The sequence below is a fragment of the Actinomadura sp. K4S16 genome (assembly GCF_008327685.1).
Lineage (GTDB): Bacteria > Actinomycetota > Actinomycetes > Streptosporangiales > Streptosporangiaceae > Spirillospora.
Window position 1 is genome coordinate 124874 of the sequence record NZ_BDDE01000014.1, and the last position, 22917, is coordinate 147790.

General features: G+C 71.3%; 24 protein-coding genes. 11 read left to right on the forward strand and 13 right to left on the reverse strand.

Annotation, left to right across the window (positions count from 1 at the left end; genetic code table 11):
* Positions 1-9: 9 nt before the first annotated feature.
* Positions 10-1026: a CU044_5270 family protein gene (locus K4S16_RS18920; RefSeq protein WP_149260306.1), complete on the reverse strand. Its 1017-nt coding sequence runs from the start codon at positions 1024-1026 to the stop codon at positions 10-12.
* A 47-nt stretch (positions 1027-1073) separates the two neighbouring features.
* Positions 1074-1670 carry an RNA polymerase sigma factor gene (locus K4S16_RS18925; protein WP_200841969.1) on the reverse strand — a complete coding sequence of 199 codons (597 nt, stop codon included), beginning with the start codon at positions 1668-1670 and terminating at the stop codon, positions 1074-1076.
* Between the two features lie 372 nt (positions 1671-2042).
* On the opposite strand from K4S16_RS18925, the gene K4S16_RS18930 reads away from it, so the two are divergent.
* Positions 2043-2540 (forward strand): pyridoxamine 5'-phosphate oxidase family protein, encoded by a 498-nt coding sequence (locus K4S16_RS18930; protein ID WP_149260307.1) that lies wholly within the window; start codon positions 2043-2045, stop codon positions 2538-2540.
* A 39-nt stretch (positions 2541-2579) separates the two neighbouring features.
* Here the strand turns inward: K4S16_RS18930 and K4S16_RS18935 are convergent, their stop codons facing one another.
* The 4 genes from K4S16_RS18935 to K4S16_RS18950 form a co-directional block, all read right to left on the reverse strand.
* A complete protein-coding gene (locus tag K4S16_RS18935; protein WP_149260308.1) occupies positions 2580-2951 on the reverse strand; it encodes a hypothetical protein in 372 nt (123 codons plus the stop codon).
* A 123-nt stretch (positions 2952-3074) separates the two neighbouring features.
* The gene (locus tag K4S16_RS18940; RefSeq protein ID WP_149260309.1) at positions 3075-3752 is read right to left on the reverse strand and encodes an MmpS family transport accessory protein; all 678 of its coding nucleotides are present in this window, start codon (positions 3750-3752) and stop codon (positions 3075-3077) included.
* Positions 3753-3785: 33 nt separating this feature from the next.
* Positions 3786-4268 (reverse strand): DUF6518 family protein, encoded by a 483-nt coding sequence (locus K4S16_RS18945; protein WP_149260310.1) that lies wholly within the window; start codon positions 4266-4268, stop codon positions 3786-3788.
* A gap of 315 nt (positions 4269-4583) precedes the next feature.
* A complete protein-coding gene (locus K4S16_RS18950; protein ID WP_149260311.1) occupies positions 4584-7433 on the reverse strand; it encodes a BTAD domain-containing putative transcriptional regulator in 2850 nt (949 codons plus the stop codon).
* Between the two features lie 212 nt (positions 7434-7645).
* Here K4S16_RS18950 and K4S16_RS18955 point away from each other — a divergent pair, with 212 nt between their 5' ends.
* Entirely contained in the window at positions 7646-8176 is a 531-nt protein-coding gene (locus tag K4S16_RS18955; protein ID WP_160160956.1) for an RICIN domain-containing protein, read from the forward strand.
* 165 nt (positions 8177-8341) lie between these two features.
* Here the strand turns inward: K4S16_RS18955 and K4S16_RS18960 are convergent, their stop codons facing one another.
* Complete coding sequence (locus K4S16_RS18960; RefSeq protein ID WP_149260313.1) at positions 8342-8812, reverse strand: hypothetical protein; 471 nt, start codon at positions 8810-8812, stop codon at positions 8342-8344.
* Positions 8813-9007: 195 nt separating this feature from the next.
* On the opposite strand from K4S16_RS18960, the gene K4S16_RS18965 reads away from it, so the two are divergent.
* The 5 genes from K4S16_RS18965 (at position 9008) to K4S16_RS18985 (ending at position 12374) form a co-directional block, all read left to right on the forward strand.
* Positions 9008-9325, forward strand: coding sequence for a hypothetical protein (locus K4S16_RS18965; RefSeq protein ID WP_235036914.1), 318 nt, complete (start codon positions 9008-9010; stop codon positions 9323-9325).
* A 58-nt stretch (positions 9326-9383) separates the two neighbouring features.
* The gene (locus tag K4S16_RS18970; RefSeq protein WP_149260315.1) at positions 9384-9755 is read left to right on the forward strand and encodes a YciI family protein; all 372 of its coding nucleotides are present in this window, start codon (positions 9384-9386) and stop codon (positions 9753-9755) included.
* Positions 9752-10993, forward strand: a complete 1242-nt coding sequence (locus tag K4S16_RS18975) for an RNA polymerase sigma factor (RefSeq protein ID WP_149260316.1) — start codon at positions 9752-9754, stop codon at positions 10991-10993. Before K4S16_RS18970 ends, K4S16_RS18975 begins: the two co-directional genes overlap by 4 nt.
* Before the next feature lie 324 nt (positions 10994-11317).
* A complete protein-coding gene (locus K4S16_RS18980; RefSeq protein WP_149260317.1) occupies positions 11318-11650 on the forward strand; it encodes a helix-turn-helix transcriptional regulator in 333 nt (110 codons plus the stop codon).
* A gap of 34 nt (positions 11651-11684) precedes the next feature.
* Positions 11685-12374 (forward strand): NAD(P)H-dependent oxidoreductase, encoded by a 690-nt coding sequence (locus K4S16_RS18985; protein WP_149260318.1) that lies wholly within the window; start codon positions 11685-11687, stop codon positions 12372-12374.
* Here K4S16_RS18985 and K4S16_RS18990 read toward each other — a convergent pair.
* The 4 genes from K4S16_RS18990 to K4S16_RS19005 form a co-directional block, all read right to left on the reverse strand.
* Positions 12363-13253: an alpha/beta fold hydrolase gene (locus tag K4S16_RS18990; protein ID WP_149260319.1), complete on the reverse strand. Its 891-nt coding sequence runs from the start codon at positions 13251-13253 to the stop codon at positions 12363-12365. The genes K4S16_RS18985 and K4S16_RS18990 overlap by 12 nt on opposite strands.
* A gap of 124 nt (positions 13254-13377) precedes the next feature.
* A complete protein-coding gene (locus K4S16_RS18995; protein WP_149260320.1) occupies positions 13378-13923 on the reverse strand; it encodes a dihydrofolate reductase family protein in 546 nt (181 codons plus the stop codon).
* A gap of 241 nt (positions 13924-14164) precedes the next feature.
* Positions 14165-14824 carry a CAP domain-containing protein gene (locus K4S16_RS19000; RefSeq protein ID WP_149260321.1) on the reverse strand — a complete coding sequence of 220 codons (660 nt, stop codon included), beginning with the start codon at positions 14822-14824 and terminating at the stop codon, positions 14165-14167.
* 300 nt (positions 14825-15124) lie between these two features.
* Positions 15125-15571: a helix-turn-helix domain-containing protein gene (locus K4S16_RS19005; protein WP_149260322.1), complete on the reverse strand. Its 447-nt coding sequence runs from the start codon at positions 15569-15571 to the stop codon at positions 15125-15127.
* A gap of 135 nt (positions 15572-15706) precedes the next feature.
* Between K4S16_RS19005 and K4S16_RS19010 the strand changes: the two genes are divergently transcribed.
* From K4S16_RS19010 to K4S16_RS19020, 3 genes are all read left to right on the forward strand, one after another.
* Positions 15707-16597 carry an aldo/keto reductase family oxidoreductase gene (locus tag K4S16_RS19010; RefSeq protein WP_149260323.1) on the forward strand — a complete coding sequence of 297 codons (891 nt, stop codon included), beginning with the start codon at positions 15707-15709 and terminating at the stop codon, positions 16595-16597.
* A 142-nt stretch (positions 16598-16739) separates the two neighbouring features.
* The gene (locus tag K4S16_RS19015) at positions 16740-18401 is read left to right on the forward strand and encodes a hypothetical protein (RefSeq protein ID WP_149260324.1); all 1662 of its coding nucleotides are present in this window, start codon (positions 16740-16742) and stop codon (positions 18399-18401) included.
* A gap of 9 nt (positions 18402-18410) precedes the next feature.
* Entirely contained in the window at positions 18411-18800 is a 390-nt protein-coding gene (locus tag K4S16_RS19020) for an SSI family serine proteinase inhibitor (protein WP_149260325.1), read from the forward strand.
* A 106-nt stretch (positions 18801-18906) separates the two neighbouring features.
* On the opposite strand, the gene K4S16_RS19025 is transcribed toward K4S16_RS19020, so the two are convergent.
* Both K4S16_RS19025 and K4S16_RS19030 read right to left on the reverse strand, forming a co-directional pair.
* Positions 18907-19746: a metal-dependent hydrolase gene (locus K4S16_RS19025; RefSeq protein WP_149260326.1), complete on the reverse strand. Its 840-nt coding sequence runs from the start codon at positions 19744-19746 to the stop codon at positions 18907-18909.
* A complete protein-coding gene (locus tag K4S16_RS19030) occupies positions 19743-21320 on the reverse strand; it encodes an NAD(P)/FAD-dependent oxidoreductase (protein WP_149260327.1) in 1578 nt (525 codons plus the stop codon). The genes K4S16_RS19025 and K4S16_RS19030 overlap by 4 nt, the downstream gene beginning before the upstream one ends.
* Positions 21321-21487: 167 nt before the next feature.
* Here K4S16_RS19030 and K4S16_RS19035 point away from each other — a divergent pair, with 167 nt between their 5' ends.
* Positions 21488-22651 carry a serine hydrolase gene (locus K4S16_RS19035; protein WP_149260328.1) on the forward strand — a complete coding sequence of 388 codons (1164 nt, stop codon included), beginning with the start codon at positions 21488-21490 and terminating at the stop codon, positions 22649-22651.
* The last annotated feature ends 266 nt before the right edge of the window (positions 22652-22917 follow it).

A 22917-nucleotide genomic window follows, 5' to 3' on the forward strand; every position in this document is an offset into this window, starting at 1 on the left:
TCCGCGATCTCAGGTGCGGGTGCCGGGGCGGTCGACGATCTTCTGGGTCACTTCCGCGTACCACGACAGGACGGTGCCCGGCTTCGTCGTGTACGGCTTGCCGTCATCGCCCTTATAGGTGTGCGGGTACACGACGTCCTCGCGAGAGCCCAGGTAGGCGTAGGTGGTGGGGTCGAGGATGATGCTGGTCTGTTCGCCCACGTCGTTGGTGCGGGCGAAGGCGACGCCTGGGCGGCCGGCGGCGTCCCGTACGTTCTTCCGCAGCGTCACGCCCTCGACCTTGGGCAGTGCACGGTAGACGGCCGCTCGCAGCTTGGGCGGCGACGGGTCGCGGAGGATGTCGTCCATGGTTTCGAAGACGTCCTCGGCGGACGTCTCGCCGACCTGGGTCGGATACCGGGCCGTGGACAGGCGATGCAGGAGTGCGCCGGGCGCCGTGGGCAGCGTGTCGTAGTTGCCGAGGTTGAACAGCGGTCCATTCGTGTGGTTCTTCAGGTCGTACGGGGCGGCGGGGAATACGCGCAGTTTGCCGCCGAAATAGTGGGCCCGGCCGCCACCGTCGACACGGTGCCAGTCCTCGAACGTTATCCGGGAATTGACGTCGACGCCCTTCCACCAAGTGCTCATGTCGAAGCCGCCCGCGCTTACCGCACGCGTGTAGACCCACTGCTTGGGACCGGGTTTGCGGTACGGCTGCCGCTCGGCGGCATGGGCGGCGCGTGAGCCCAGTTCGACCGCGCTGGCCAGCCGGACGTCAGGGAACGGCTTGACGTCCGGGGTGGGAAGCGCCGTTGAGGCATGTGTCGGACGTGGCGGCCCGTCGGAATCGTGCAGGATGACCACGCCCGCCACGGCGCTCGCTGCCAGGATCGCCCCGGTCGACAGGACCCATGGTGTGAACCGTCCAAAGGCAGGGCGTCTGATCCGGCCCCGGATGGTCCCGCCTGCGGGCCGGGGGGCGGGGCCGTCGGCGGCGGCCAGCGCGCGCAGGCCGCGCCGCACCGACTCCTCGGCTTCGGCGGACATCGGCGGAACGGTCTTGCGGAACTCCCGCACCTTCGTGAGTTCGTCCATCAGTGCTCCTCTCCGATCGAATCCACGTCGCCGAGCGCCCCGCGGATCTTGCGGCGGGCCCGGTTGAGGCGGGAGCGGACGGTGCCGACGGGAACGTCCAGCGCCGCCGCGACCTCCTCGTAGCTGAGTTCGGCCCAGGCGACCAGCAGCAGCACGTCGCGGTCGCGGCGGTGGAGCGCCGCGATCACCCCGGCCAGGCGGCGGTCCTCGACCTGCGCGTCCACCCGCCGGACGACGGTCTCCGCGAGCGGCTCGGGGAGCGGGTCGAGTCCCGTGCGCCGGAGTGCCCGGTACATGCGTTCCTCGGTGCGCCGGTGCCGCGCGATGAGGTTGGTCTCGATCCCGTACAGCCAAGGCCGCGCCACCGGCTGCGCCAGGTCGTAGGAGGCGCGCTGCCGGAACGCGACGAAAAATGTCTCGGCGACGATGTCCTCAGCCGTCTGCCAGCCGAGCCGTCGCGCCGCGTACTGCTGGATCTGGCTGCCGTACCGTTCGAACAGCACCGAAAAGGTCTCCGGTTCGGTCAGCGAGTGCCGGATCACCTCCGCGTCGCTCAGGACCCGCGCCGTTCGCTGATCGGCGGCGGCGCCGGTCACGGGGTGGGCCCATCTCGATGCGTCATGGCGTCCCTTCGTGTGGTTGCGATGGGTTGTTGCCCGAATTCGCCAAACGAGTTCACGCGCTTATTCGCCCTGCTCCGGTACATGCGAGTCCTTCTGCGTCTATCTGCGTCCATCCGCCGTCGCGGCCGAGCCGACATCGGGGCGGCGCGGCGGGTCCGGTTGGCGTGTTCGGTGCTGGACGTCGCCCCACATCGCTGGTTGGTCGGCAGGCGCTGTTCGGGCTGGTTCCAGAAAGTTCTGGGATTTCGTGGCCGGGGATGTCGAGAGGGGAGGGGTGGCTCCGTCCCAGGGGCACGGGCGGCCGCGAACGGGGCGCTCGACGACGCGAGCCAAGGAGCGATGACCATGGAGCAGCACGAGATCGACGAGATCCTCAGCCGGCCGTTCAGCCAGGAGCTGCTGGCCCGCGATCTGACCCGCCTGGCCTATGTCGCCGAGGACGGCACGCCCCGCAACGTGCCGATCGCGTTTACCTGGAACGGCTCGCAGATCGTCCTGTGCACCAGCAAGAACGCCCCGAAACTGCGCCACCTGCGGCAGCGTCCCGAGGTCGCGCTGACGATCGACACCGAGGTGCACCCGCCGAAGATCCTGCTCATCCGGGGACGCGCCGAGCTCGACGTCGTCGACGGCATCCCGGACGAGTACCTCCAGATGAACGGCAGCTACGAGATGACGCCCGAGCAGCGCGTCGAGTGGGAGGCCGAGGTCCGCTCGCTCTACGACGGCATGGTCCGGATCGTCGTCACCCCGATCTGGGTGAAGCTCATCGACTTCGAGACCACGCTCCCCAGCGCGGTCGAGGAGCTGGTCCGGGAGCGGGCCGAACGCCAGAACGCCTGATTCGCCCGCATGGACTCAGGGTCGACTCATCCCCTTGGTTCAGACAGAGCTGGCCGCCAGCAGCAGCCCGGCCGAACTGGTCAGCAGGACTGGGCAGATCTTGAACCAGACGACCGGCGTGCGGGCGCCGGTGAGAGTCGTCAGTGCCGCGAGGACGAGGAGCGCCCCCGCGATGACACGGTAGGTCCAGTCGGCGGCGGACGTCCCGCCGCCGACCGCCGTGACCACGATGACCAGCACGGCGAACGACCACATGGACACGGCCTCGGCCAGCCACTCCTGGGTCAGCACCCTTCGGTTGTCCTCACTGATCTCACCGAACCCGGCGACGACCGCCCTGGTGGGAATCGCATGCGAGATCCCCCACAGACCGACCAGGCCTGCGGCGAGGTAGGCGAGAGCCTCCTCCATGCCACCACCGTCCATAGCCACCCGTCCCGGCCTGGTCGAGAGCCCTTCGCACCGGACACCTGACAGAGGAAGGCGGTCGGTATCGAGTCTTGTCGGCTGACAGGTCCCGTGCTTCCGATCCGGTCAGCCCATGCGGTCGGACCAGCAGGCCGCGACCGCATAAGGACCGGTGGATGTGTTACTGGAGACCACCTTGCCGTTCACGCTGATGCGACAGGTGACCGAGCCTCGCTCACCTGTGTTCTGAACGTCGAGCGAAACCACGTCAAAGCCGCTGATCTTCCGGGACGCCGTCTGGCGCCACGGCAGTGACCGGCCGTTGGCCTGCCCGGAGTCCTGGCCGAACGAATAGGCGATGTCTGCGCGGGCCGCACCGCCGGAGCCTTCGGCCTCCAGCACGACGCGGGTCTGCTTCTCCGCCGTCTCGTTGGCGAATACGACCAGGAAGATGACGACGACCGCCCCGATCACGATGCCGAGATAGCCGAGGACCAGGCCCGCGATCGCCATGCCCCTGCCGCTCTGGCCGGACCTCTTGATCTGGGAGAGCGACACGTGCCCGAAGATGACCGCCAGGATGCTGCCGAGCCAGCCCAGCCAAGTGATGCCGAGGATCAACGAGACGATGGCCAGGGCGTTGGTGCTTCCCGGCTGCGGCTGCCCACGAGGCGCCCCAGGCGGTGGCCCTCCGGGCGGCGGCGGACCTCCCGGAGGCGGCGCCCCAGGAGGCGGCCCCTCAGAGGGCGGCCCTCCGGGTGGAGGAGCTCCGCGGTCTCCGTACCCACCGCCCGGCACGGACATGACGACCTCCCAGGAACGACCTTCCCCGGTCAGCTACCCAAGGTGATCATCCATTACACTCCGCGCAATCGGCGCCTCCGCCGTCGGCGTCCGCGCGCCGGGTTCGGGTGGGACGTCCATCAGCCTGCGAGCCCTGAGCGTCCGGGCGAGAACGAACACGGCGACGGCCGCCGCCGCGACGCAGACGATGGCCTCCGCGGTGGTGTGAGCGCCGGTCCGCCCCGGCTCCGAGACGCGCAGCAGCAGCGTCTGCGCCACCGCGCCGGCCGGCACCGCCAGACCCGCGAACATCCCGATCAGGCCTTTCCGGACGACCTGCGACCCGATGGCGCCGAGTAGCGGTCCGAGGACGAGGCTCGCGATCGACCACACGACCATCTCGACCAGATGGCTCGACAGTGGCTCGCGGCGCAGCGGGGCGTCCGCGCAGAAGTACCCCACCGATGCGCCCAGGAGGGCCAGCGCGCCGCAGGCCGCCCCGATCGGTGCCGCGCGCTCGGCGCCGCGTCTGGCCACACCGCGTACCAGCCCGTCAGGACGGCCGGCGCGGCCCATGACCACCCGGCGTCGAAGAGGATGCTCGACACCTTCAGCGCCGGGACGAAAGGGGAGTCGGCGAGCCCGCGGCCGAACGTCCCGTACTCCGACGAGAGATCGTTGACGAGGGAGGTCCCAGCCCCGAAGAGCGCCCCGGACGCTGTGGCGACGATGGCGACATACAAGGCTGGCTTTTCCGGCATGCCGCGCATTCTGCCAATCGACGATGAGGGCGGCCGACGGGAAAGCCGCGACGGCCGGGCGCCTTAGACGGGTGCCTGTCGGTACGTCCGGTCACCCAGGTGTGCTTTGGTCTGCTGCCGTTTGTAGGCGGAGGTCGTTGGCGACTGCGAGGGCCAGTGCGATGCCGTCTGCGGCGCGGGCGCCGTGTTGCCAGGCTTCGGTGTAGGCCGCCGGGTCCAGGCTCTCGCGCACCCGGGTCTCGGTGCGGGTGTGGTGAAGGTGGAAGGGGCGGAGTCCGGTGAGCGCGGCGCCGGTCACCTGGCGCTGGCGGCGCGCGGCCCCCAGCAGGCGGGCGGCGTGATGGTGGTTCCCTAGGACGCTCGCCGTCCAGGCGAGCGTCTCGACGCCCCAAGCAGGGCCCCAGCGGTCGTTCATGGCCCGTTGCCGCAGGAGGGCGTCGCAGAGTGGTGTGAGCGCAGTCGCCGGGTCGCCGTGCAGGAGGGCGGTGAGGCCCGTGGCCCATTGGGCCCAGGTGCGCGCCCACTCGGCTCCGGAGGCGTCGGCCTCGGCTACATAGGTTTCGCATGCGGACACGGCGGTGCTCTGGTGCCCGAGGAACGCGGCCGCCATCGCCCAGAACATGGTGGCCATGTGGGCGTCGCCGATGTGGCCCGCGTCCCGCAGGCCCTCGCGGGCGCGGGCCAACCGCTCGATGCAGGCGGGGTCACCGTGCGCCAGCAGCATCTGGACGCCCTCGACATAGGCCACGGGGGGAGCCTGCGCGCCCAGGTCGCGGCACTCGTTCATGAACGTCTCGGCGGCCGCCTGGTCCCCCTGGATGGACGCGATGAAGGCCTTCATGACCGTCACCATGATCGTCTCTTCGCGGACGCCGGGGCCGAGACCGGCCGCGAGGCTTTCGAGCCAGTGGCGCGCCTCGCCCAGCGTTCCGCTGAAGAACCAGGACCGGGTGCGCGTGAGGTCGGCGGCGATGTCCGCGCCGGTCCGGACCCGGTCCGGGCGGTTGACGCAGAACCCCAGGGCGGCGCGGAAGTTGGGCACCTCCGTGCGCAGCCGGTCCAGCCATTCGACTTCTCGCGGGCTGCACCAGTCGGCGGCGGCGCCCGCCGCGAGGGAGTGGTAGTGGTCGCTGTGGCGTATGCGGTACCCGGCGGCGTCGCCGTCCCTCCGGAGCCGGTCGAGCCCGTACTGGCGGATGGTCTCCAGCAGCCGGTAGCGCGCGGAGCGGCCGTCGCCGTCGACCACCACGACGGACTTGTGGATGAGGCCGGTGATCAGGTCGAGCACGTCGGCCCGGGCGATGCCGTCGCCCGCGCACACGGCCTCGGCCGCCCGGAGGTCGAAACTGCCGGCGAAGACCGACAGCCGGGGCCACAGCCGGCGCTCCCCTGGCGTGCACAGGTTGTAGCTCAGGTCCATGACACCGCGCAGCGTGCGGCGGTAGCGGTCCGTCGCGGGCGACTGGGGGACGGACAGCAGCCGGAAGCGGTCCTCCAGGCGTTCGAGGATCTCCTCGACGGTGAGGGACGTCAGGCGGACCGCCGCCAGTTCGATGGCCAGCGGGATGCCGTCCAGGCGCCGGCAGAGTTCGGCGGCGGAACCGCCGTCCCGCAAGGGAGCGGCACACGCCGCCGCCCGGTCGCTCAGCAGGCGGACGGCCTCGCACGCGCCTCCGTCACCGCCGGGCCGGAGCGTCAGGCCGGAGACGAGCAGGACGTGCTCGCCCGGTACGCCCAGCCGCTCACGGCTGGTGGCGAGCACCCGGAGGCTCGGCGCCGCGCACAGCAACCGCTGGACGAGCCGCGCCACGGCGTCGACCAGATGCTCGCAGTTGTCGAGCACGAGCAGCAGGTGCCGATCGCGCACGTGGTCGGCCAGGGCGTCCATCGCGGACCGCACGGACTGGTCGCGGAGCCCCAGCGCCTCGGCGACGGCGCGCGCCACCAGCGTCGAGTCCGTCAGCGCGGCCAGGTCGGCCAGCCATACCCCGTCGGGGAAGTGCGGCCTCATCTGCCCGGCGGCGCGCAGGGCCATCCTCGTCTTGCCGACTCCGCCGACTCCGGTCAGGGTGACCAGGCGCGACGCGCGCAGCAGGCGGCGCGTCTCGGCCAACTCCATCTCCCGGCCGACGAAGGACGTCGTCTCGGCGGGCAGATGCCCCTCTCCGGCCGGCGAGCCGCGGCGGGTCGCGGTGAGCTCGGGGGCGGAGGCGAGGATCCGCCGGTGCAGCGTCCGGAGTTCGTCCCCGGGATCGATCCCCAGTTCGTCGGCGAGGAGGCGGGCGACCTCGCGATAGCGCTCCAGCGCCTCTCCCTGCCGACCGCACTGGTAGAGGGCCAGCATCTGCTGCGCCCAGAAGCGCTCCCGGAAGGGGTGGCGGCCGGTCAGCCTCCGCAGCTCCGGCAGTACGTCGGCGGGACGTCCGCACCGCATGACCGCGTCGATCCACAGCTCCTGCGCGGCGAGATGCCGCTCGCACAGCGCCGGGACGACGTCCTGGAACCGTTCCGCGGGCAGGTCGGCCAAGGGTTCGCCCCTCCAGAGCGCCAGCGCCTCGCCGAGCAGCTCCGCGGCGCTGTCGGGGTCGCCTGCGGACGACGCGGCGGCCCCCTGCCGGACGAGGGCGTCGAACCGGCGCGCGTCCACGCCCTCGGGCGGCACCTTGAGCACGTAACCGCGACGATCGGTGACCACGATGCCCGGGCCGAGCGTCCGGCGGAGCCGCAGGACGTAGTTCTGGACGGCGTTCCGCGCACCCTGGGGCGGGTCGTCGCCCCACAGCCGGAACGCGAGGGCGTCCACCGAGACGATCCGGCCCGCGTCGACGAGCAGCGCCGCAAGAAGGACGCGGTGCTGACCGGCGCGGATCGGCACGCGCACGCCGTCGCGCACGGCCTCGAGAGGCCCCAAGATCCCGAACTCGTACCGGGGGTTCACCATGCCAAGATATAACAATGCGTTAGTAAACGCATACTCTCCGCATCGACCCGCAGATCAGGGGCCAGAGTGACCACGACGTGACCGGGACGACAGCGCAGGTCGGGATGGTGGAGCGCAAGACGCCGGAGGCGAACCGCCGACGGCGCGACGCTCCCCTCGCTGCGGCGGCGCAACCGCCCGCAGCCGACGAACCCTCGAAGGGATCCTTACTCATGACCCGCATACCCACCGCCCTGCCCGCACGTACGGCTCGCGTGCTGGCCATGGGGTCGGCGCTCCTCGCCCTCACCGCGGCAAGCGTCGCCGTGGCGGGCGCGGCGGACGCGGCGCCCCGAGACGCCGCGGCCCCGTCCGGCACCACCGCGGCCCTCAAGGTGCGCCAGACCTACCAGAACGACGCGACCAAGCGTTGCCTGGACGACCACGGAGGCATGGGGAACCTGCGCACGTTCCCCTGCAACAACTCCAACTTCCAGAAGTGGGAGGTCTTCGTCGTGGGCGACGCCCGCGTCCTGAAGAACGTCGCCACCGCGCGTTGCCTCGACGACCACGGGGACATGGGGAACCTGCGCACCTTCCCCTGCAACAACTCCAACTTCCAGAAGTGGCGCATCGCCCCGTACGAGGGAGGCGCCATCCAGATCAAGAGCGTGGCGACCGACCGGTGCCTGGACGACCACGGGGACGAGAGCCACCTGCGCACCTGGCCCTGCAACTGGCAGCACTACCAAGCCTGGCGCTGATCGGGGGCCGTCAGGCTGACGTGGCGGTGCGGCCCGACCTGGCCGCACCGCCTCGGCCGAGGTCGCCCGCCGCCGGATTGCCGGTGCTGGGGACTAGGAGCGCCGGGCCGTCGAGGGTCCGGCGCTCCTGGTCGTTCTGGATGGCAGAGACGGGTCCGAGGGGTCTCAGAGGCGGGTCATGGTGGACTGGTATCCGCCGCCGCCCGGGTAGACCCATTCGCCGGTGACGGTTGCGCCGTCGGCGCTGAAGGTGCCTTCGAAGTAGGCGGGGCCGCCCCGGACGCCGCCCCAGATGGTCAGCTTGCCGCCGGTCAGCTCGTCGCCGGTCAGCTCGTAGACGTAGTCGAAGGTGTTGCCGAGCGAGTCGTAGTACCGCGACACCACCTCCTCGCCGGTGGGCTCGCCGAACGGGCGGAGCTTGCCGATCACTTCCATGCCGGTGACGGGCTCGCCGGACTGGATGAGGTCGACGTGCTGGAGCAGGAAGTGGCGGCCCGGCATCCACTCGTAGCGCACCGTCCCTTCGGCTCCCCCGGTGACCTTCCAGGTGCCGACCAGGCGATCAAGGGCCTGCACCTCGGCGCTCGGCTGCGCGGCCTCGTTCGTGGCGGGCTCGCTCGTGGTGGGCTCGGACATCGCGTCCTCCTCTGTGTAGGTGGTCGCGGGTACCTCGGAGCGACTCGGTCGGTTCTGACAGCGCTCATCTGTGACCTAGGTCACTTTCTGATGGTGTCGAGATCCTGGACGCGGGTCCGAGGTAGCGGCGAGACCCGTCGACAGAGGAGGAATCCATGGCCGCCGCCATCGCCCCGTCGTCCCGCGCTGTTCCCGATGGATCCGGAGAACGGCTTTCCGGCCGGCACCCCGGAGGGGCCCGTCGCCCGGATGTCCTGGCACGGTGTCGCGCATTCGGTCGCGGCTGCCGTCGCCTTCACCGCGCTGGCCATCGCGGCCGTCATGATGACCGTCTGCTGCGTGCGCCGGCGGGCCGTGTGGCCGGCCGTGCTGAACGGCGCCGTGGCGCTCGTCCTGCTGGTGCCGATGTCACCGGACCACATGAGCCTGCAGATCGCGCTCAACGGCCTGGTCGCCTTCAGTTGGACGACCGCCGTCGCGGTGTCCGTGCACCGCCCGTCATACCCGGCTTGACCTGGTTAGACGGCTGGAACCCGGTCCCGCACACTGGTGAGGCAAGGAGAGGATCGCCATGAAATACCTGCTGCTCAGCTACACCCCGGCCGCCGCCTGGGACGCCGCGACCGCCGACACCCCGTCGGAGGAGGCGCTCGCCGCGTTCGCCGCGTACCAGGAGTTCCAGCGGGAACTGACCGAGACCGGCGAGTTCGTCGCCGGCGAGGGCCTCGGCCATCCGGTGGTGAGCACCACGGTCCGCAGGGGACCGGGCGGCGTGGTCGCGACCGACGGGCCGTTCGCCGAGCTCAAGGAGGTCCTGGCCAGCTTCGCCGTGGTCGACGTGACCGGCCGGGAGCGCGCCGTGGAGATCGCCTCGCGGATCGTCGAGGTGCTCGGCGAGCCGATCGAGATCCGGCCGATCATGGGGGAGGAGTTCACGGCGTGAACGGCGAGGTCGAGCATCTGCTGCGCACGGAGGCGCCGCAGGTGCTCGGCGCCCTGGTGCGGCGCTTCGGCCGCTTCGACATCGCCGAGGACGCCGTCCAGGAGGCGCTGCTGGCCGCGGGCCGGGACTGGTCCGCCCACGGCGTGCCGAGCGATCCGCGGAGCCGGCTGATCAGGATCGGCTACCGGCGGATGGTCGACCTGCTCCGCTCCGACCAGGCCCGGCGCCGGCGCGAGACCGAAGCCGGGATGGCGGAGCTGGCCATGCGGGAACCGTCCCGCCAGGCCGGTCCCCCGCAGGAGATGGACGACAGCCTCACCCTGCTGATGCTGTGCTGCCACCCCGCGCTGAGCACCACGTCCCAGGTCGCGCTGACCCTGCGTGCGGTCGGCGGCCTGACGACCGCCGAGGTCGCGCACGCCCTCGGCACGTCCGAGGCCACCATGGGCACGCGGATCAGCCGCGCCAAACAGCAGCTCGCCCGTGCCGGCGCCCGCTTCACCCCGCCGACCGACGCCGACCGGGACGCTCGGACGGCCGCCGTGATGCAGGTGCTCTACCTCGTCTTCAACGAGGGCTACACGGCCACGGCGGGTCGCGAGCTCGCCCGCGTCGACCTGACCCGGGAGGCGATCCGGCTGGCCCGCATGCTCCGCGCCTCGCTCCCGGACGACGCCGAGGCGACCGGCCTGCTGGCGTTGATGCTGCTCACCGACTCACGGCGGGACGCGCGCACCGGCGCCGACCACGAACTCGTGCCGCTGGACGAGCAGGACCGCGCGCGGTGGGACCCCGAGCTGATCCGCGAGGGCACCGAGCTGATCGACAGCGTCTGGAACCGCGGTGCGGCGGGCCCGTACCGGCTTCAGGCGGCCATCGCGTCCGTGCACGCGGCGGCGGCGTCGCCGCAGGAGACCGACTGGCCGCAGATCGCGATGCTGTACCTCTGGCTCGAACGGCTCGTCCCCACCGCGCCCGTCCGGCTCAGCCGCGTGGTGGCGGTCGCCCAAGCGTACGGACCGGCCCGAGGGCTGGCCCTTCTGGACGATCTCAACAGCCGGCACCACCTGGACCGGGAGCCCCTGACCCGGCAACGTGAACGTGCGGTACGCGCCCACCTCCTCCAGATGACCGGCGACACCGCCACCGCAGCCGACCTGTACCGCCAGGCGGCCGCCCTGACCGGCAACCAGGTCGAACAGCGCTACCTGCTCGCCAAAGCCGACCGCCTCGCCTGACCCCGGATGATGAACGGAAGCGGGCCACTGCCGTCGCGCTCGGTCGGTGTCCCGTATGAGGCAGGACGTCCGCCGTCGCAGGACCGTGGCCAGTGCGCTGCGGCCAGTCGTCCAGGTAGTGCGACGCGGCAGACGCTGCGCGGCAAGGTCGCGGTGGTGAGCGGATGACCACCCAGGACGTGGAGGCGATCACGCCACAGACGCTCATCCGGTCGGTGGTTCGCTGAACGCCCGGCCCTCGTTGAAGGCGGCTGTGGGCTCCCCGCCGCCCCTCTGCATCGAGATATCGTGGTCCGTCGGTTTGATTGACGAGGGGATGGGCGCATGGCGGCGGTGGCGGAGTTGGGTGCCGAGGAGCTGATCGAGGCGTTCAAGGCCCTCGGGAATCCCGCGCGATTGCAGATCATGCAGTGGCTCAAGGACCCCGAGAGGCACTTCGGCGATTGGGAGCCGATCGCGGACCGCCAGGCGGTCGGCGTGTGCGTCACGCACATCCAGGCGAAGGCGGGGCTCGCCCAGTCGACCGTGTCCAGCTACATGAGCACGCTCGAACGGGCCGGGCTGGTGCGTTCCACCCGGGTGGGCAAGTGGACCCACTACCGGCGCGACGAGGAGCGGGTGGCGCGACTGGCGGAGGCGCTCGCCATCACCGTTTGATTGACGAATCGCGATATGTCGATATGATTTCCTCATGTCGACTCCTGATGCCGCGCCCAGTGCCCTGATCGTCCACGCGCACCCCGAACCCGCCTCGTTCACCTCCGCCCAGATGGCGACCGCGGCGCAGGCCCTGTGCGACGCCGGATACCGGGTCGACGTCCTCGACCTCTACGCCGACGCATGGGCCCCGACGCTCGTCCGCGATGAGTTCGCAGGGGTGGAAGGCCACTTCAAGCCGCAGGCCGAGCAGATGCGCGCGGTCAGGGACGGGACGCTCGACGCGGCCGTCCAGGCGCACCTTGACCGGTTGCTCGCCGCCGACCTGCTGGTGTTGTCGTTCCCGATGTGGTGGTTCTCGCTGCCCGCCATCCTCAAGGGATGGGTGGACCGGGTCTTCGTGATGGGCGCGGTCTTCGGCGGGGACCACGGGCTCTTCGAGGACGCGGCGCTCGTCGGAAAGCGGGCGATGCTGCTGTTCACGACCGGCGGGTCCAGGGAGTCGTTCCGGCCTGGCGGCGCCTTCGGCCCGATGGACGACTTCCTGTTCCACATCCACCGCGGAATGCTGGAGTTCGTCGGCTACCAGGTGCTCGACCCGGTGGTCACCTACGGCGCGGCCCACATGAACGACCAGGAACGGGCGGCGGCGTTGGACGTGGTCAGAGAGTCCGTCAAGCGTGTCGCGACGGATTCCCGGTCACGCGACGTCTCATTGGTGTGAGTCGACCTCAGCGGTGAACTGCAGGACGCGTTCGTTGACGCGGTCGGCGCATTGGCCGGAGATGGCGTGCGTCGCTTCGGGCCACAGTTCCGCCTGGACGTGCGGGATCAATCGGCGGGCTCGTTCCTGGGCGGTCGCGGGATCGTGGATGACGCTGCGGCCGGCGACGACGGCGAGGACCGGCATGGGCAGCGAACGGAGTGAGTCGTCCTTGAACAGGGCGGGTTGCGGTGTCGCCTTGCGGTACCCGCGCATCGCCGCGTCGATGACCCGGCCGACCGGCTCCGCGAGCGGGTCGGTGCCCTGGCCGTCGATGTAACGCAGGAAGCGTGGCGTCGCCCACCGGGACAAACCCGGGATCAGGGTGGGCACCGTGCGCAGGATCAGGCCGAGCGGCATGCGGGCGAGCGTGTTGATGGGATCGAGCAGCGTCGCCGAAGCCACCCGCTGAGGACGCCGGACGGCCAGGTTGCAGGCCGTCCAGCCGCCCATGGAGACACCGACCAGATGGGCGCGGGCCAGGCCGAGGCCCTCCAGCGTCTGGTCAAGCCAAGCGGCCTGGTCGTCGGCGTTCCGTATGGGAGCCGTCTGGACGCCGGCCCCGGCTTCGCCCAGGAGGTCGACGGAGAAGACGGTGCGGCGCTGGGCGAGCGGCTCGATGTTGGGCTCCCAGGAGACCGTCGTCCCGTTGGTGCCGTGCAGGAGGACGAGCGGCACGCCGGGCGCGGACCCGAACCGGTACACGCGGACCTCACCGAACGCCGTACCGACGTCGTGGACCCCGGCCGGTTCCGGCAGGAGCCGCATTCCTTCCGAGTAGGCCTCGCGGAAGCGCCGCTCCGCGTCCGGAGACAGGAACCGGCCGACCCGCTCGGACATGGCACCCCTCCGCGACCACCGAAATGAGATCGCCCAGCGTATCCGTCCCGTGACGGACGGCGTTCCGGCCCGCTCCCGGTCCCGCGATCGTCGCGCCGTGACCGGATGCGTGTGGACACCGCGATCACTTCAGCACGCGGAACCGGAGGTCGGTGAGCCCGCCCGTCTCGCCGAGTTCGGTGCGTTCAAGGTCTACTCGGAGCGTTGGGTCGGAGACCAGGCGCACGCCGTCGCCGAGCAGGACGGGGGCCAAGTGCACGAGGATCTCGTCGAGCAGTCCGGCCTTCAGGCATTGGCGGGCGACGTCCGCGCCGAAGACCACGACGTCGCGTCCGTCGGCCGCCTCGCGCGCCGCGGCGAGGCCCGTTTCGATCGCACCGGCCAGGAACGTGATCGACGGATCGGCGGCCTCCGGCGCGGACCGGTGCGTCATGACGAACACCGGCCCGCGCCAGGCCCCGCCGTAGACGCCGTCGAGCCCGTTGTAGCGCTCCATCGCCACGTCGTACCAGTTGCGTCCGGCCAGCAGGGCTCCGGTCGTGCGGACCACCTCCCGCGCCGAGGCGGGCATCCGATCCGCGTGCCCGGAGACGAAGTCCATCGACTCACCCGGTCCGGTGATGAATCCGTCGAGCGACATCGTGATGTGCCAGCGCACGAGACCTGTCATCGCTGCTCCTGGGCTCGCATGGATGGTCTGGATGTGTCCGTCCGGAACGATCCCACATGCCCCGGACACTCTCGTGCGGATGGAGCCGGACGCATGGTGCTGAGGGGAGGTGGTCTGTGCGATGTGTGGCGCGCGATGGCCACGGCCGCTGTCCGCGGCGTCATGTGCGAGCGCCGACAACAGGAGGCGCGCGCCCGGGCGGCCTCCGACCGGTGCGCACGCCTCCGCGCCTCCGCATGCCTCAGCGGGTGCCGAAGTTCTGCGTCCAGTAGGGGGTTCCGGCCTTGAGCGTGACGCCCACGCCGATGTTCTTGAACTTGCAGTTCAGGATGTTGGCCCGATGGCCGGAGCTGTTCATCCACGCCGACATCACGGCGGCGGGGGTCCGCTGGCCGTAGGCGATGTTCTCGCCGTAGGTGGACCAGCGGTAGCCGGCGGCGGTGATCCGGTCGCCGGGGTTCTTGCCGCTGGGGTTGGTGTGGTCGAAGAAGTTGCGGGCGACCATGTCGTTCGAGTGGCCCTGCGCGGCGGCCTGGAGCCGGGAGTCGACCGTCAGTGCGCCGCATCCGTTCTTGGCGCGCTCGGCGTTGGTCAGGGAGACGACCTGCTGGGCGAGCGTGCCGCCGCCGCTGCCGCCGCCGGGTGCCGTGGAACGGGGCACCTGCGTGGTCGGCCGCTTCTTCTTCGGCGGACGCTTCGTGGTGTGCTTCGCGGGCTTCTTCGCCACGGTCGAGCGCTTGGCCGTCTTGGCGGCCTTGGGCTTGGCGGCCGTCACGTTCGTCTTGGCGGGGGACGGCGAGGCGGGCGCGGGTGCCGCGTGGTCGGCGACCGGGCGGGAGTCGGCCGGGCCCTCGGAAGAGCCGGTGAGGCCGTAGGCGATCCCGCCGGTCAGGGCGAGCACGCTCGCGCTCGCTCCGATGGCGGCCCACCACCGCCCGCTCGGACGCGACGCCCGTCCGCTCGGACGCGGCGCCTGTTCGCTCGGACGCGGCGCCCGTCCGTAGCTCCCGCGGCGCGTCCGGGGGCTCCGTCTCGACCCCGTGTTGTTCCTCTCGCTCACGTAAGCCTGCCTTCATGGGTTCCAGGTGAATTGCCGGACACCTGGGAGACCCTCGGGCCCTGTACGGATAACAGAAACCGCGTCCGGAATCTGAAGATCAGGCTTCACCTGGGAGGACGTGCGAGCGGCTCGGGTCGGTCGTCAGGAGATGCGAGCGTCGTAGTTCTCGCGGTTCGCCTGGACCTCGTCCATGTGCGTCTGCGCCCAGCTTCGGAGCCCGCGCGTCATGTTGTGCAGCGAGAGTCCGAGGTCGGTCAGCTCGTAGGAGACGGTGACGGGGACCGTCGGCGTCACGGTACGGGTCAGCAGACCATCGCGCTCAAGCGACCGCAGCGTCTGGGTCAGCATCTTCTGGCTGACCCCGGCCAGAAGACGAGAGATCTCGGAGTAGCGCATCGCCTTCGGAGCGTCCGCGTGTGCTGCACCGGCCTGGCCGGCGCCGTCGTCGCCGCCCAGCGCACACAGGATCAGGACCACCCATTTGTTCGAGATCCGGTCGAGCAGCTTCCGGCTGGGGCATGCCGCCAGGAACGCGTTGTACTCGACCTTGGCCTGATCCCTCTTCTGTGCCGCCTTCATCGTCGTCACTGATGGCACCTCTCACCGACGGGTGGGTTACGCACTCCAGAGTGCCTACTTCCTGATGGGAAGTAGCTCTCCAATACTGATGCAGGTGGCGCCGCCGACGCCACCCCCTTCAAGTGCGCGACGAAAGGCAACAGGATGAGCACCCCTTCCCTCTCTCTTCCCGGCGGTACCTGGACTCTGGGCGACCTGACCGTCACCCGGTTCGGCTACGGCGCCATGCAACTGGCCGGTCCATGGGTCATGGGGCCGCCCGCCGATCGCGATGCCGCCCTGGCCGTTCTGCGCGAAGCGGTCGACCTCGGCATCACTCACATCGACACCAGCGCCGCTTACGGACCGCGGGTCACCAACCAGTTGATCCACCAGGCGCTGCACCCGTATCCCGAGTCGCTGCACATCGCGACCAAGGTGGGCGCGACCCGCGACGAACAGGGCGGCTGGCCTCCGGCCCGGCGCCCCGAGGACCTGCGGCGCCAGGTCCACGACAACCTGGAGTCCCTCGGGCTCGACGTGCTCGACCTGGTCAACCTCCGGCTCGGCAACGCCGAAGGCCCCCGGCCCGGCTCGCTCGCCGAGGCGTTCGGAACGCTGGTCGAACTCCAGCAGGAGGGCCTGATCCGCCATCTCGGGGTCAGCAACGCCACCGAGGAGCAGGTCACCGAGGCGCAGAGCATCGCGCCGATCGTGTGCGTGCAGAACATGTACAACCTCGCCCACCGCCACGACGACGAGCTCATCGACCGGCTCGCCACTGACGGCGTCGCGTACGTGCCCTTCTTCCCCCTCGGGGGCTTCACCCCGCTCCAGTCCTCGGCGCTCTCGGCGGTCGCCGCCCGGTCGGAGGCGACGCCGATGTCCGTCGCACTGGCCTGGCTGCTGCGGCGATCAGCGAACATCCTGCTCATCCCCGGCACCTCGTCGACGGCGCACCTGCGCGAGAACGTCGCGGGCGCGGGACTCTCCCTCTCCCATGACGACCTGACCGAGCTGGACGGCATCGGGCTCGGGTCGACTCCCACGGACTGAGCCGGACCGCCGCCCCGTAGGGCACCAGGACAGCGCTGGGAGGGCCCATTGCTGGAGGCGTAGGTGCCGGACGCCGGCGCGCGTTCCGGAACGCATCTGGTTTTCGTCCGCTGGAGCGCACAATGCGAGTAGGAGAGGGGCGGTGCGACGGATGGAGCGTGAGCACTACGGCCGCCTTTTGCGGCTCGCTTACCTAGTTCTGGACGACGGGAACGATCCGCTCGGGCAGGCTCGCCGGGCCGTCGCCAGGGCCGTCCGTGGACGGCGTGGCGAGTACCCGACCATGCGGGCCCGGCTCGTGACGATTCTGCTCGACGACCCGCCCACCGGACGGCTCCCTGGGCATCGGCCCCTCTTCGAGCCCGCGCGGACGCCGCGAGGGCCGGTCCGGGAGGCCTTACTGGAACTGGCGCCGCGCGAGCGGCTCCTCTATCTGCTGCGTCGGGACGGCCTCACCGCTCCCGAAGTCGTCGCGGAGCTGGGCGACCAGCACCCGGTCGACTTCCAGGACGTCGACCGGGCCACCGCCCTCGTCGGCGAGCTGACCGGGCTGGACGAGGAGGCGCAGCGCGACGAGATCGAGGCGTTCGAGCCCGACCTCGTGCGGCTTCGGCCGCCGCTCGCCGGCCCGGCCGTCCGGCATGCCGCCGTGGCGGGCGTGCTCGCGGCGGCGTTGCTGCTGGTCACCGGGGCCGTCATCGCACGGCCGGGCGGTTCCGTCGAGCCCGGCAGGGTCGACCCGGGGGCGTGGCGGGTGTCCGGTACGCCGACCATCTACGAGTGGCCCGCTCACGGCGGGCTGCTCCATGACGAGGGGCTGCTGCGCCGGGCAGCCGACGCGTGGCAGGACGACCGCCGTGATCCCCCGGTCGGCCGCGTCGTCGTCCTGTACGCCGGGACGGTGGACGGCGCGGCCCTGGTGGTGCTGCGCGACTCGCCCGGCCCTCGGGACACCCCCAGCGTGGCGCAGTACTTCGAGCGGCGGTTGTCGCGCGGTGTGGAGTCCGTCCGCAAGCTGGAGACGGACGCGGGGCAGCTCATCATGCTGGGCATGACGTGGCGTTACCTCGTCCCGCCATGGCTGCGGGACGTGCGCGCGGCGGTGCCGTCTGGGCGGGCTCCGGACTGGCGGCCGGTGGCGGTCCGGGACGGGCTGAGCGATCGGCTGCCGTGGCACTGGTTCATGCCGCGCTGCCAGAACTACGTGGTGTTCCAGATGGCGTTCGGGTCGCGGACGGTCACGCAGTTCGCCTCGAACGACCCGCGGTCCTCGGCGCCTCGGGTGCGGTTCCGGGATCCGGCGGAGGAGGCGAGACGGTCCGGGTGGGCGGCGCTGCACGCGGTCGCGTGCGGAGGTGCCGCGACGCTGAGCGAATCCGGCGACCTGCGGCTCGGCCGGTTGTGGAGCGGCGGGCTGCCCGACGGGGGCGGCCGGGCGACGCTGCTGACGGTGGACGCGTCCTCGCCGTGGGGCGCCCCGGGCGGCTCGGTGCTGATGTCCGACAGCGGGCGCGCGATGTCCGGGAGGGGCGGGACGAACAGCGACTACTCCTCGCCCGCCGGGACGACGGCCGCCGCCGTGTGGTGGCGGTCGCCGCGTCGCTGGTACCTGGTGGCCGCGGCGGGCTCCGGCGTCACGCGGCTGAAGGCGGTCGGCGAGCTGGGCTCCCACGAGGACACGGCGGACGGGACGCCCCTGCTCGTGGTGCCGGGCCCGCGCGGCGGAGCTTCGGCCCGGCTGCCGGTGGTGCAGGTCGTGGCGTACGAGTCGGACGGAGACCGCACGGTCATCAACCCCTCGTGACAAGACGTCATGCGCACCGCATTAGGAGCGGTCACCCTGGCCTTCGGCACGGTGGCGGCCCTCGCCGTCCCCGCGAACGCCGCCGCGGTCACCCAGCTCACCGTGAGCATCGCCCCCGACATCAGCACGGGCCCCGCCGCCAAGTCCGTGACGCTGGAGTGCGAGCCGACCGGCGGCACCCACCCGGACGCCGAGGCGGCCTGCGCCGACCTCATCAAGGCCGGCGGCGACTTCCGGAAGATCCCCCGGGTGCCGGGGGCCACCTGCCCGCAGTACTACGACCCGGTCACCGCCAGCGTGGTGGGCCGGTGGCGCGGAATGTTCATCTCCACCAGCGCGCGCTACATCAACGCCGCCTGCGCGAACGTCGAGACCGGCGGCCACGTCTTCCACTTCTGACCCGCGTCCGCTCCCCTGCTCCCCGCTCTCGTCTTGGCGAACCCGCCGTCCGGGACTTGGGCCTGCTCCCCGCGTCCCGGACCTCGGTGTTTCGAGGTCGGCGGTGTCATTTGAGGTTGGCGGTGAGGGTGCCATCGGCGCCGAACAGCTCCTCGCGCCAGCGTTCCAGCAGGTCCGTGCTGTCGAAGTCGTCCGGGTGGAAGCCGGGCTTGTTGTAGGCGCGCAGCCGCCGGATGACCTCGCGCTTCAGGAACGGCGAGTGCCGCAGCGCGGCGAGGCTGCGGAGCAGACGGCCGGGACGGTAGGTCGCGGGGTCGCCCAGCAGCGAGATGAACGTGCCGGTGACCACGAGGAACAGGAACCCCGCGCTGATGACCCGCATCGTCCGGATCCGGGTGCGCTCGGTGCCGCCGACCTGCCGGAAGACGTCGAACGCGACGGCCTTGTGCTCCGACTCCTCCAGCGCGTGCCACAGCAGGATCGACCGGACGCTGGTGTCGCCGAGCAGCCTCTGCGCGCGGGGGTCGGAGAGCAGGCACTCGGCCATGGTCGCGGTGTAGTGCTCCAGCCCGGCGGTGAAGCCGAGGCGGACGATCGGCGGCAGGAACCGGTCGGCCAGGCGGAGGTCCCGCTTGACGACGGCGGAGATCCGGTGGGTGGGGTAGCCCATCTCGCGGAGCGTCCGGTTGAGGTGGTCGTGTTCGCGCCCGTGGACGACCTCCTGCCCGATGAAGCCGCGCACCTGCGCGGCGAGTTCGGGGTCGGTGACGCGGTCGCGGTAGTGCCGCACCGAGCGGACGAAGAAGTCCTCGCCCGGCGGGAACGTCGCCGACAGCAGGGCCACGAGGTGGCTCATGACCAGGTCGCCGTCGACGTAGTGGTGGCGCAGGGACCCCTTCGGGTGGTCGAAGGCGACGCGGCGGGTCTGGATGGCGCGCTCTGTCATGCGGACCTCTCCTCGGACGCGGGGGATGTGTCGGGTGCCGAGTAGGCGTAGTCGTCCAGCGGGAACGTGCGTGCGGCGTGCGCGGCCTGCGCGGCGCTCGTCGGCCGCAGGTAGGGCGTGTCGCCGTGGTGGTCGAAGTAGTAGCTGTTGGCGGTGGCGCAGCCGTTGGTCGCCCACAGCGAGCCGGCGAGCCGGTCGCGCATGCGGTTCGTCCAGCGCTCGGTCGGTTCGGGACGGACCTCCACCGAGACCGCGCCCCGGCGGCGGGCCTCCTGGATCACGCGGACGACGTGGGCCGAGGTCGTCTCGACGAGCTGGTGCCAGGTGCCGCCGACCCAGCCGTACGGGCCGAACATCATGAAGTGGTTGGGGAGGCCTGGGATGCTGATGCCCTCGTAGGACGCGAGCCGGTTCTCCGCGTAGAAGGTCGCGAGGTCGAAGCCGCCGCGGCCGCGGACCGGCGTCCGGCGGTAGACCTCGGGGTCGCTGGCCAGGCGGAACCCCGTCGCGAGGACGATCGCGTCCACGTCGCGCTCACGGCCGTCCACGGTGCGGACGCCCGTGGCGGTGACCCGGTCGATGGCGTCGGTGACCAGCGCGACGTCGGGCCGGTTGAAGGTCCTGAGGTAGGTGTTGGAGACGGAGGGGCGCTTGCAGCCGAGTCCGTAGCCGGGCGTGAGCCTCCGGCGCGTCTCGGGGTCTTTGACCTGCGTCCGGTACCAGAGCGAACGGGCGAGCCGCGCGCCGCCGTGCGCGAGGTAGGGCTTCCTGCCGTGCCCGACGACCAGGTCGACGAGGACCATCTCGACGCCCCGCGTGGCCGCCCGGCGCACGGCGTCCTGGACGCGCGGGGCGCGCCGGAACAGCCGGCGGACCGGGCGCGGGACGGGCCCGTCCAGCTTCGGACCCACCCAGATGGGGGTGCGCTGGTAGACGTCGAGGCGCGCGGTCCGCGGCGCGATCTCCGGGATGATCTGGACGGCGCTCGCGCCCGTCCCGATGACCGCGACCCGCTTGCCGGCCAGGTCGTAGCCGTGGTCCCAGGCGGACGAGCGCAGCACCGTGCCCGTGAAGTCGTCGAGGCCCGCGATGCCGGGCGGCTTGGGATCGACGAACGCGCCGATCGCGCTGACCACGAAGCGCGCCGTCACCTCCCCGCCGGGCGTGCGCAGCCGCCAGAGCGCGGCGTCCTCGTCCCAAACGCGCTCGGTGACCTCGGTGCGCAGGCGGACGTGGCGGCGCATGCCGTACCGGTCGGCGAGCCCGTCGATGTACTCCCTGACCTCGGAGCCGGGCGCGAACACCCGGCTCCAGCGCGGGTTGAGGGCGAAGCTGAACTGGTAGGCCTGCGCGGGCACGTCCACACCGATGCCGGGGTAGACGTTGTCGCGCCACGTTCCGCCTATGTCCCCGGCGCGCTCCAGGATGACGAAGTCATCGATGCCGGCGCGCCGGAGCGCGATCCCCATCCCGATCCCGCTCAGCCCGGCCCCGATGATCGCGACCTCGGCGTCCGGCGCGGGGGCGGCGTTAGGCGCGGACGCGGGCAGAGCGTCAGGCACGGGGTCCGGCATGGGGGGCACCTCCCGCTATTGGAGCACGCGTCGAATATACCTCCGCAAGTCCACCGCGCCAGGTGTCGTCAGGTACACCCCCGGCCCGGGTTCTGGGCCCAGTGCCGCCGGGCGGGGCGGACGGAAGTCTTGATCACGTCAAGCGGACGACCTTCCAGGAGGAATCCATGCCACGCGCTTTCGCTCCCCGCCGGGCCATCACCGCCTCGCTCGTCTCGGCCACGGCCCTGGCGGCCGGAACCGCCCTGGTCGCCGGGACGGCCCTCGTCGCCGCGCCGGCCGCCGACGCCGCCCCGTCCCGCGGCCCGCACGGGCTCGACCGGAAGGTGCAGGACGCCGCCGACCGGCTCGTGGCCGACGGCGCGCCCGGCGTTATCGTGATGACGCGGCGCGGCGGGCGGGTCTCGCACGTGACCGCCGGGGTGTCGGACAAGGCGACCGGCGCCCCGATGGACCACCGGCTGCTCTTCCGGGCCGGGAGCGTGACCAAGTCGTTCACCTCGACGGTCGTCCTCCAGCTCGCCGCCGAGCACCGGTTGTCCCTGGACGACAGCGTGGACGAGTGGCTGCCGGGCCTCGTGACCGGCAACGGCAACGACGGCACGAAGATCACCATTCGGCAGCTGCTCGCGCAGACCAGCGGACTCAACGACTACACGCACGATCCGCGGGTGATGACCGACCCCACGCGGGCCTGGCGGCCCGAGGAGCTCATCGCGATCGCGATGGAGAAGCCGCCGCAGTACGCGCCCGGGACGAGCTGGAACTACGCCAACACCAACTACATGCTGGCCGGAATGATCATCGAGAGGGCGACCGGGCGGACGGTGGGCACCGAGTTCGAGCGTCGCCTCTTCGGGCCGCTGCGGCTGCGGCACACGTACTACCCGACGACCGAGACCTCCTTCCCCGGCCGCTACGTGCACGGGTACTACTACGACTTCGGGGACGTGAGCACGCAGGTCAGCCCGTCCAGCGCGCGGACGTCCGGGGGGCTCGTCAGCACGGTCGACGACGTGGCCCGGTTCAACCGCGCCCTGTTCACCGGCAGGCTGCTGCCCGCGGAGCAGATGCGCGAGATGCGGACCGTCCGGCCGGTCAACGACGACGGCGTCGTGGAGGACTACGGACTCGGCGTCGCCCGCATCAAGTTCTCCTGCGGTTACGCGTGGGGCCACGACGGCGGCTTCCCCGGGTACCGGACGTGGACCTACACCAGCGCGGACGGGCGCAGCCAGGCGGTCATCACCTACAACGAGTCCAAGCTGGAGTACGACAAGACCTTCCGGGCCGACCTCGCCAAGGCCGCCGACACCGCCTTCTGCGCCTGACTCGCCTTCTGCACCTCACCCCGCCTTCTGCACCTCAGCCCGCCTTCTGCCCCTGAGCCCGCTTCCTGTGCCTGATTCCGGTTCCTTGGGCGGCCGCTCCTCGGCAGGCCGCCCAAGGAACCGTCTTCGGTGCGGGTGTCCGGTTATAGGCAGGTGAGCAGCGGCGGCCGGGTTTTGTGCCCCCGCCCTACAGCCGAAGGGGGTGTGACGTGCGTACGGTCAGGACGTCCCGCTGCACAGCCGGGCAGACGGAGGTGTGCGATGAA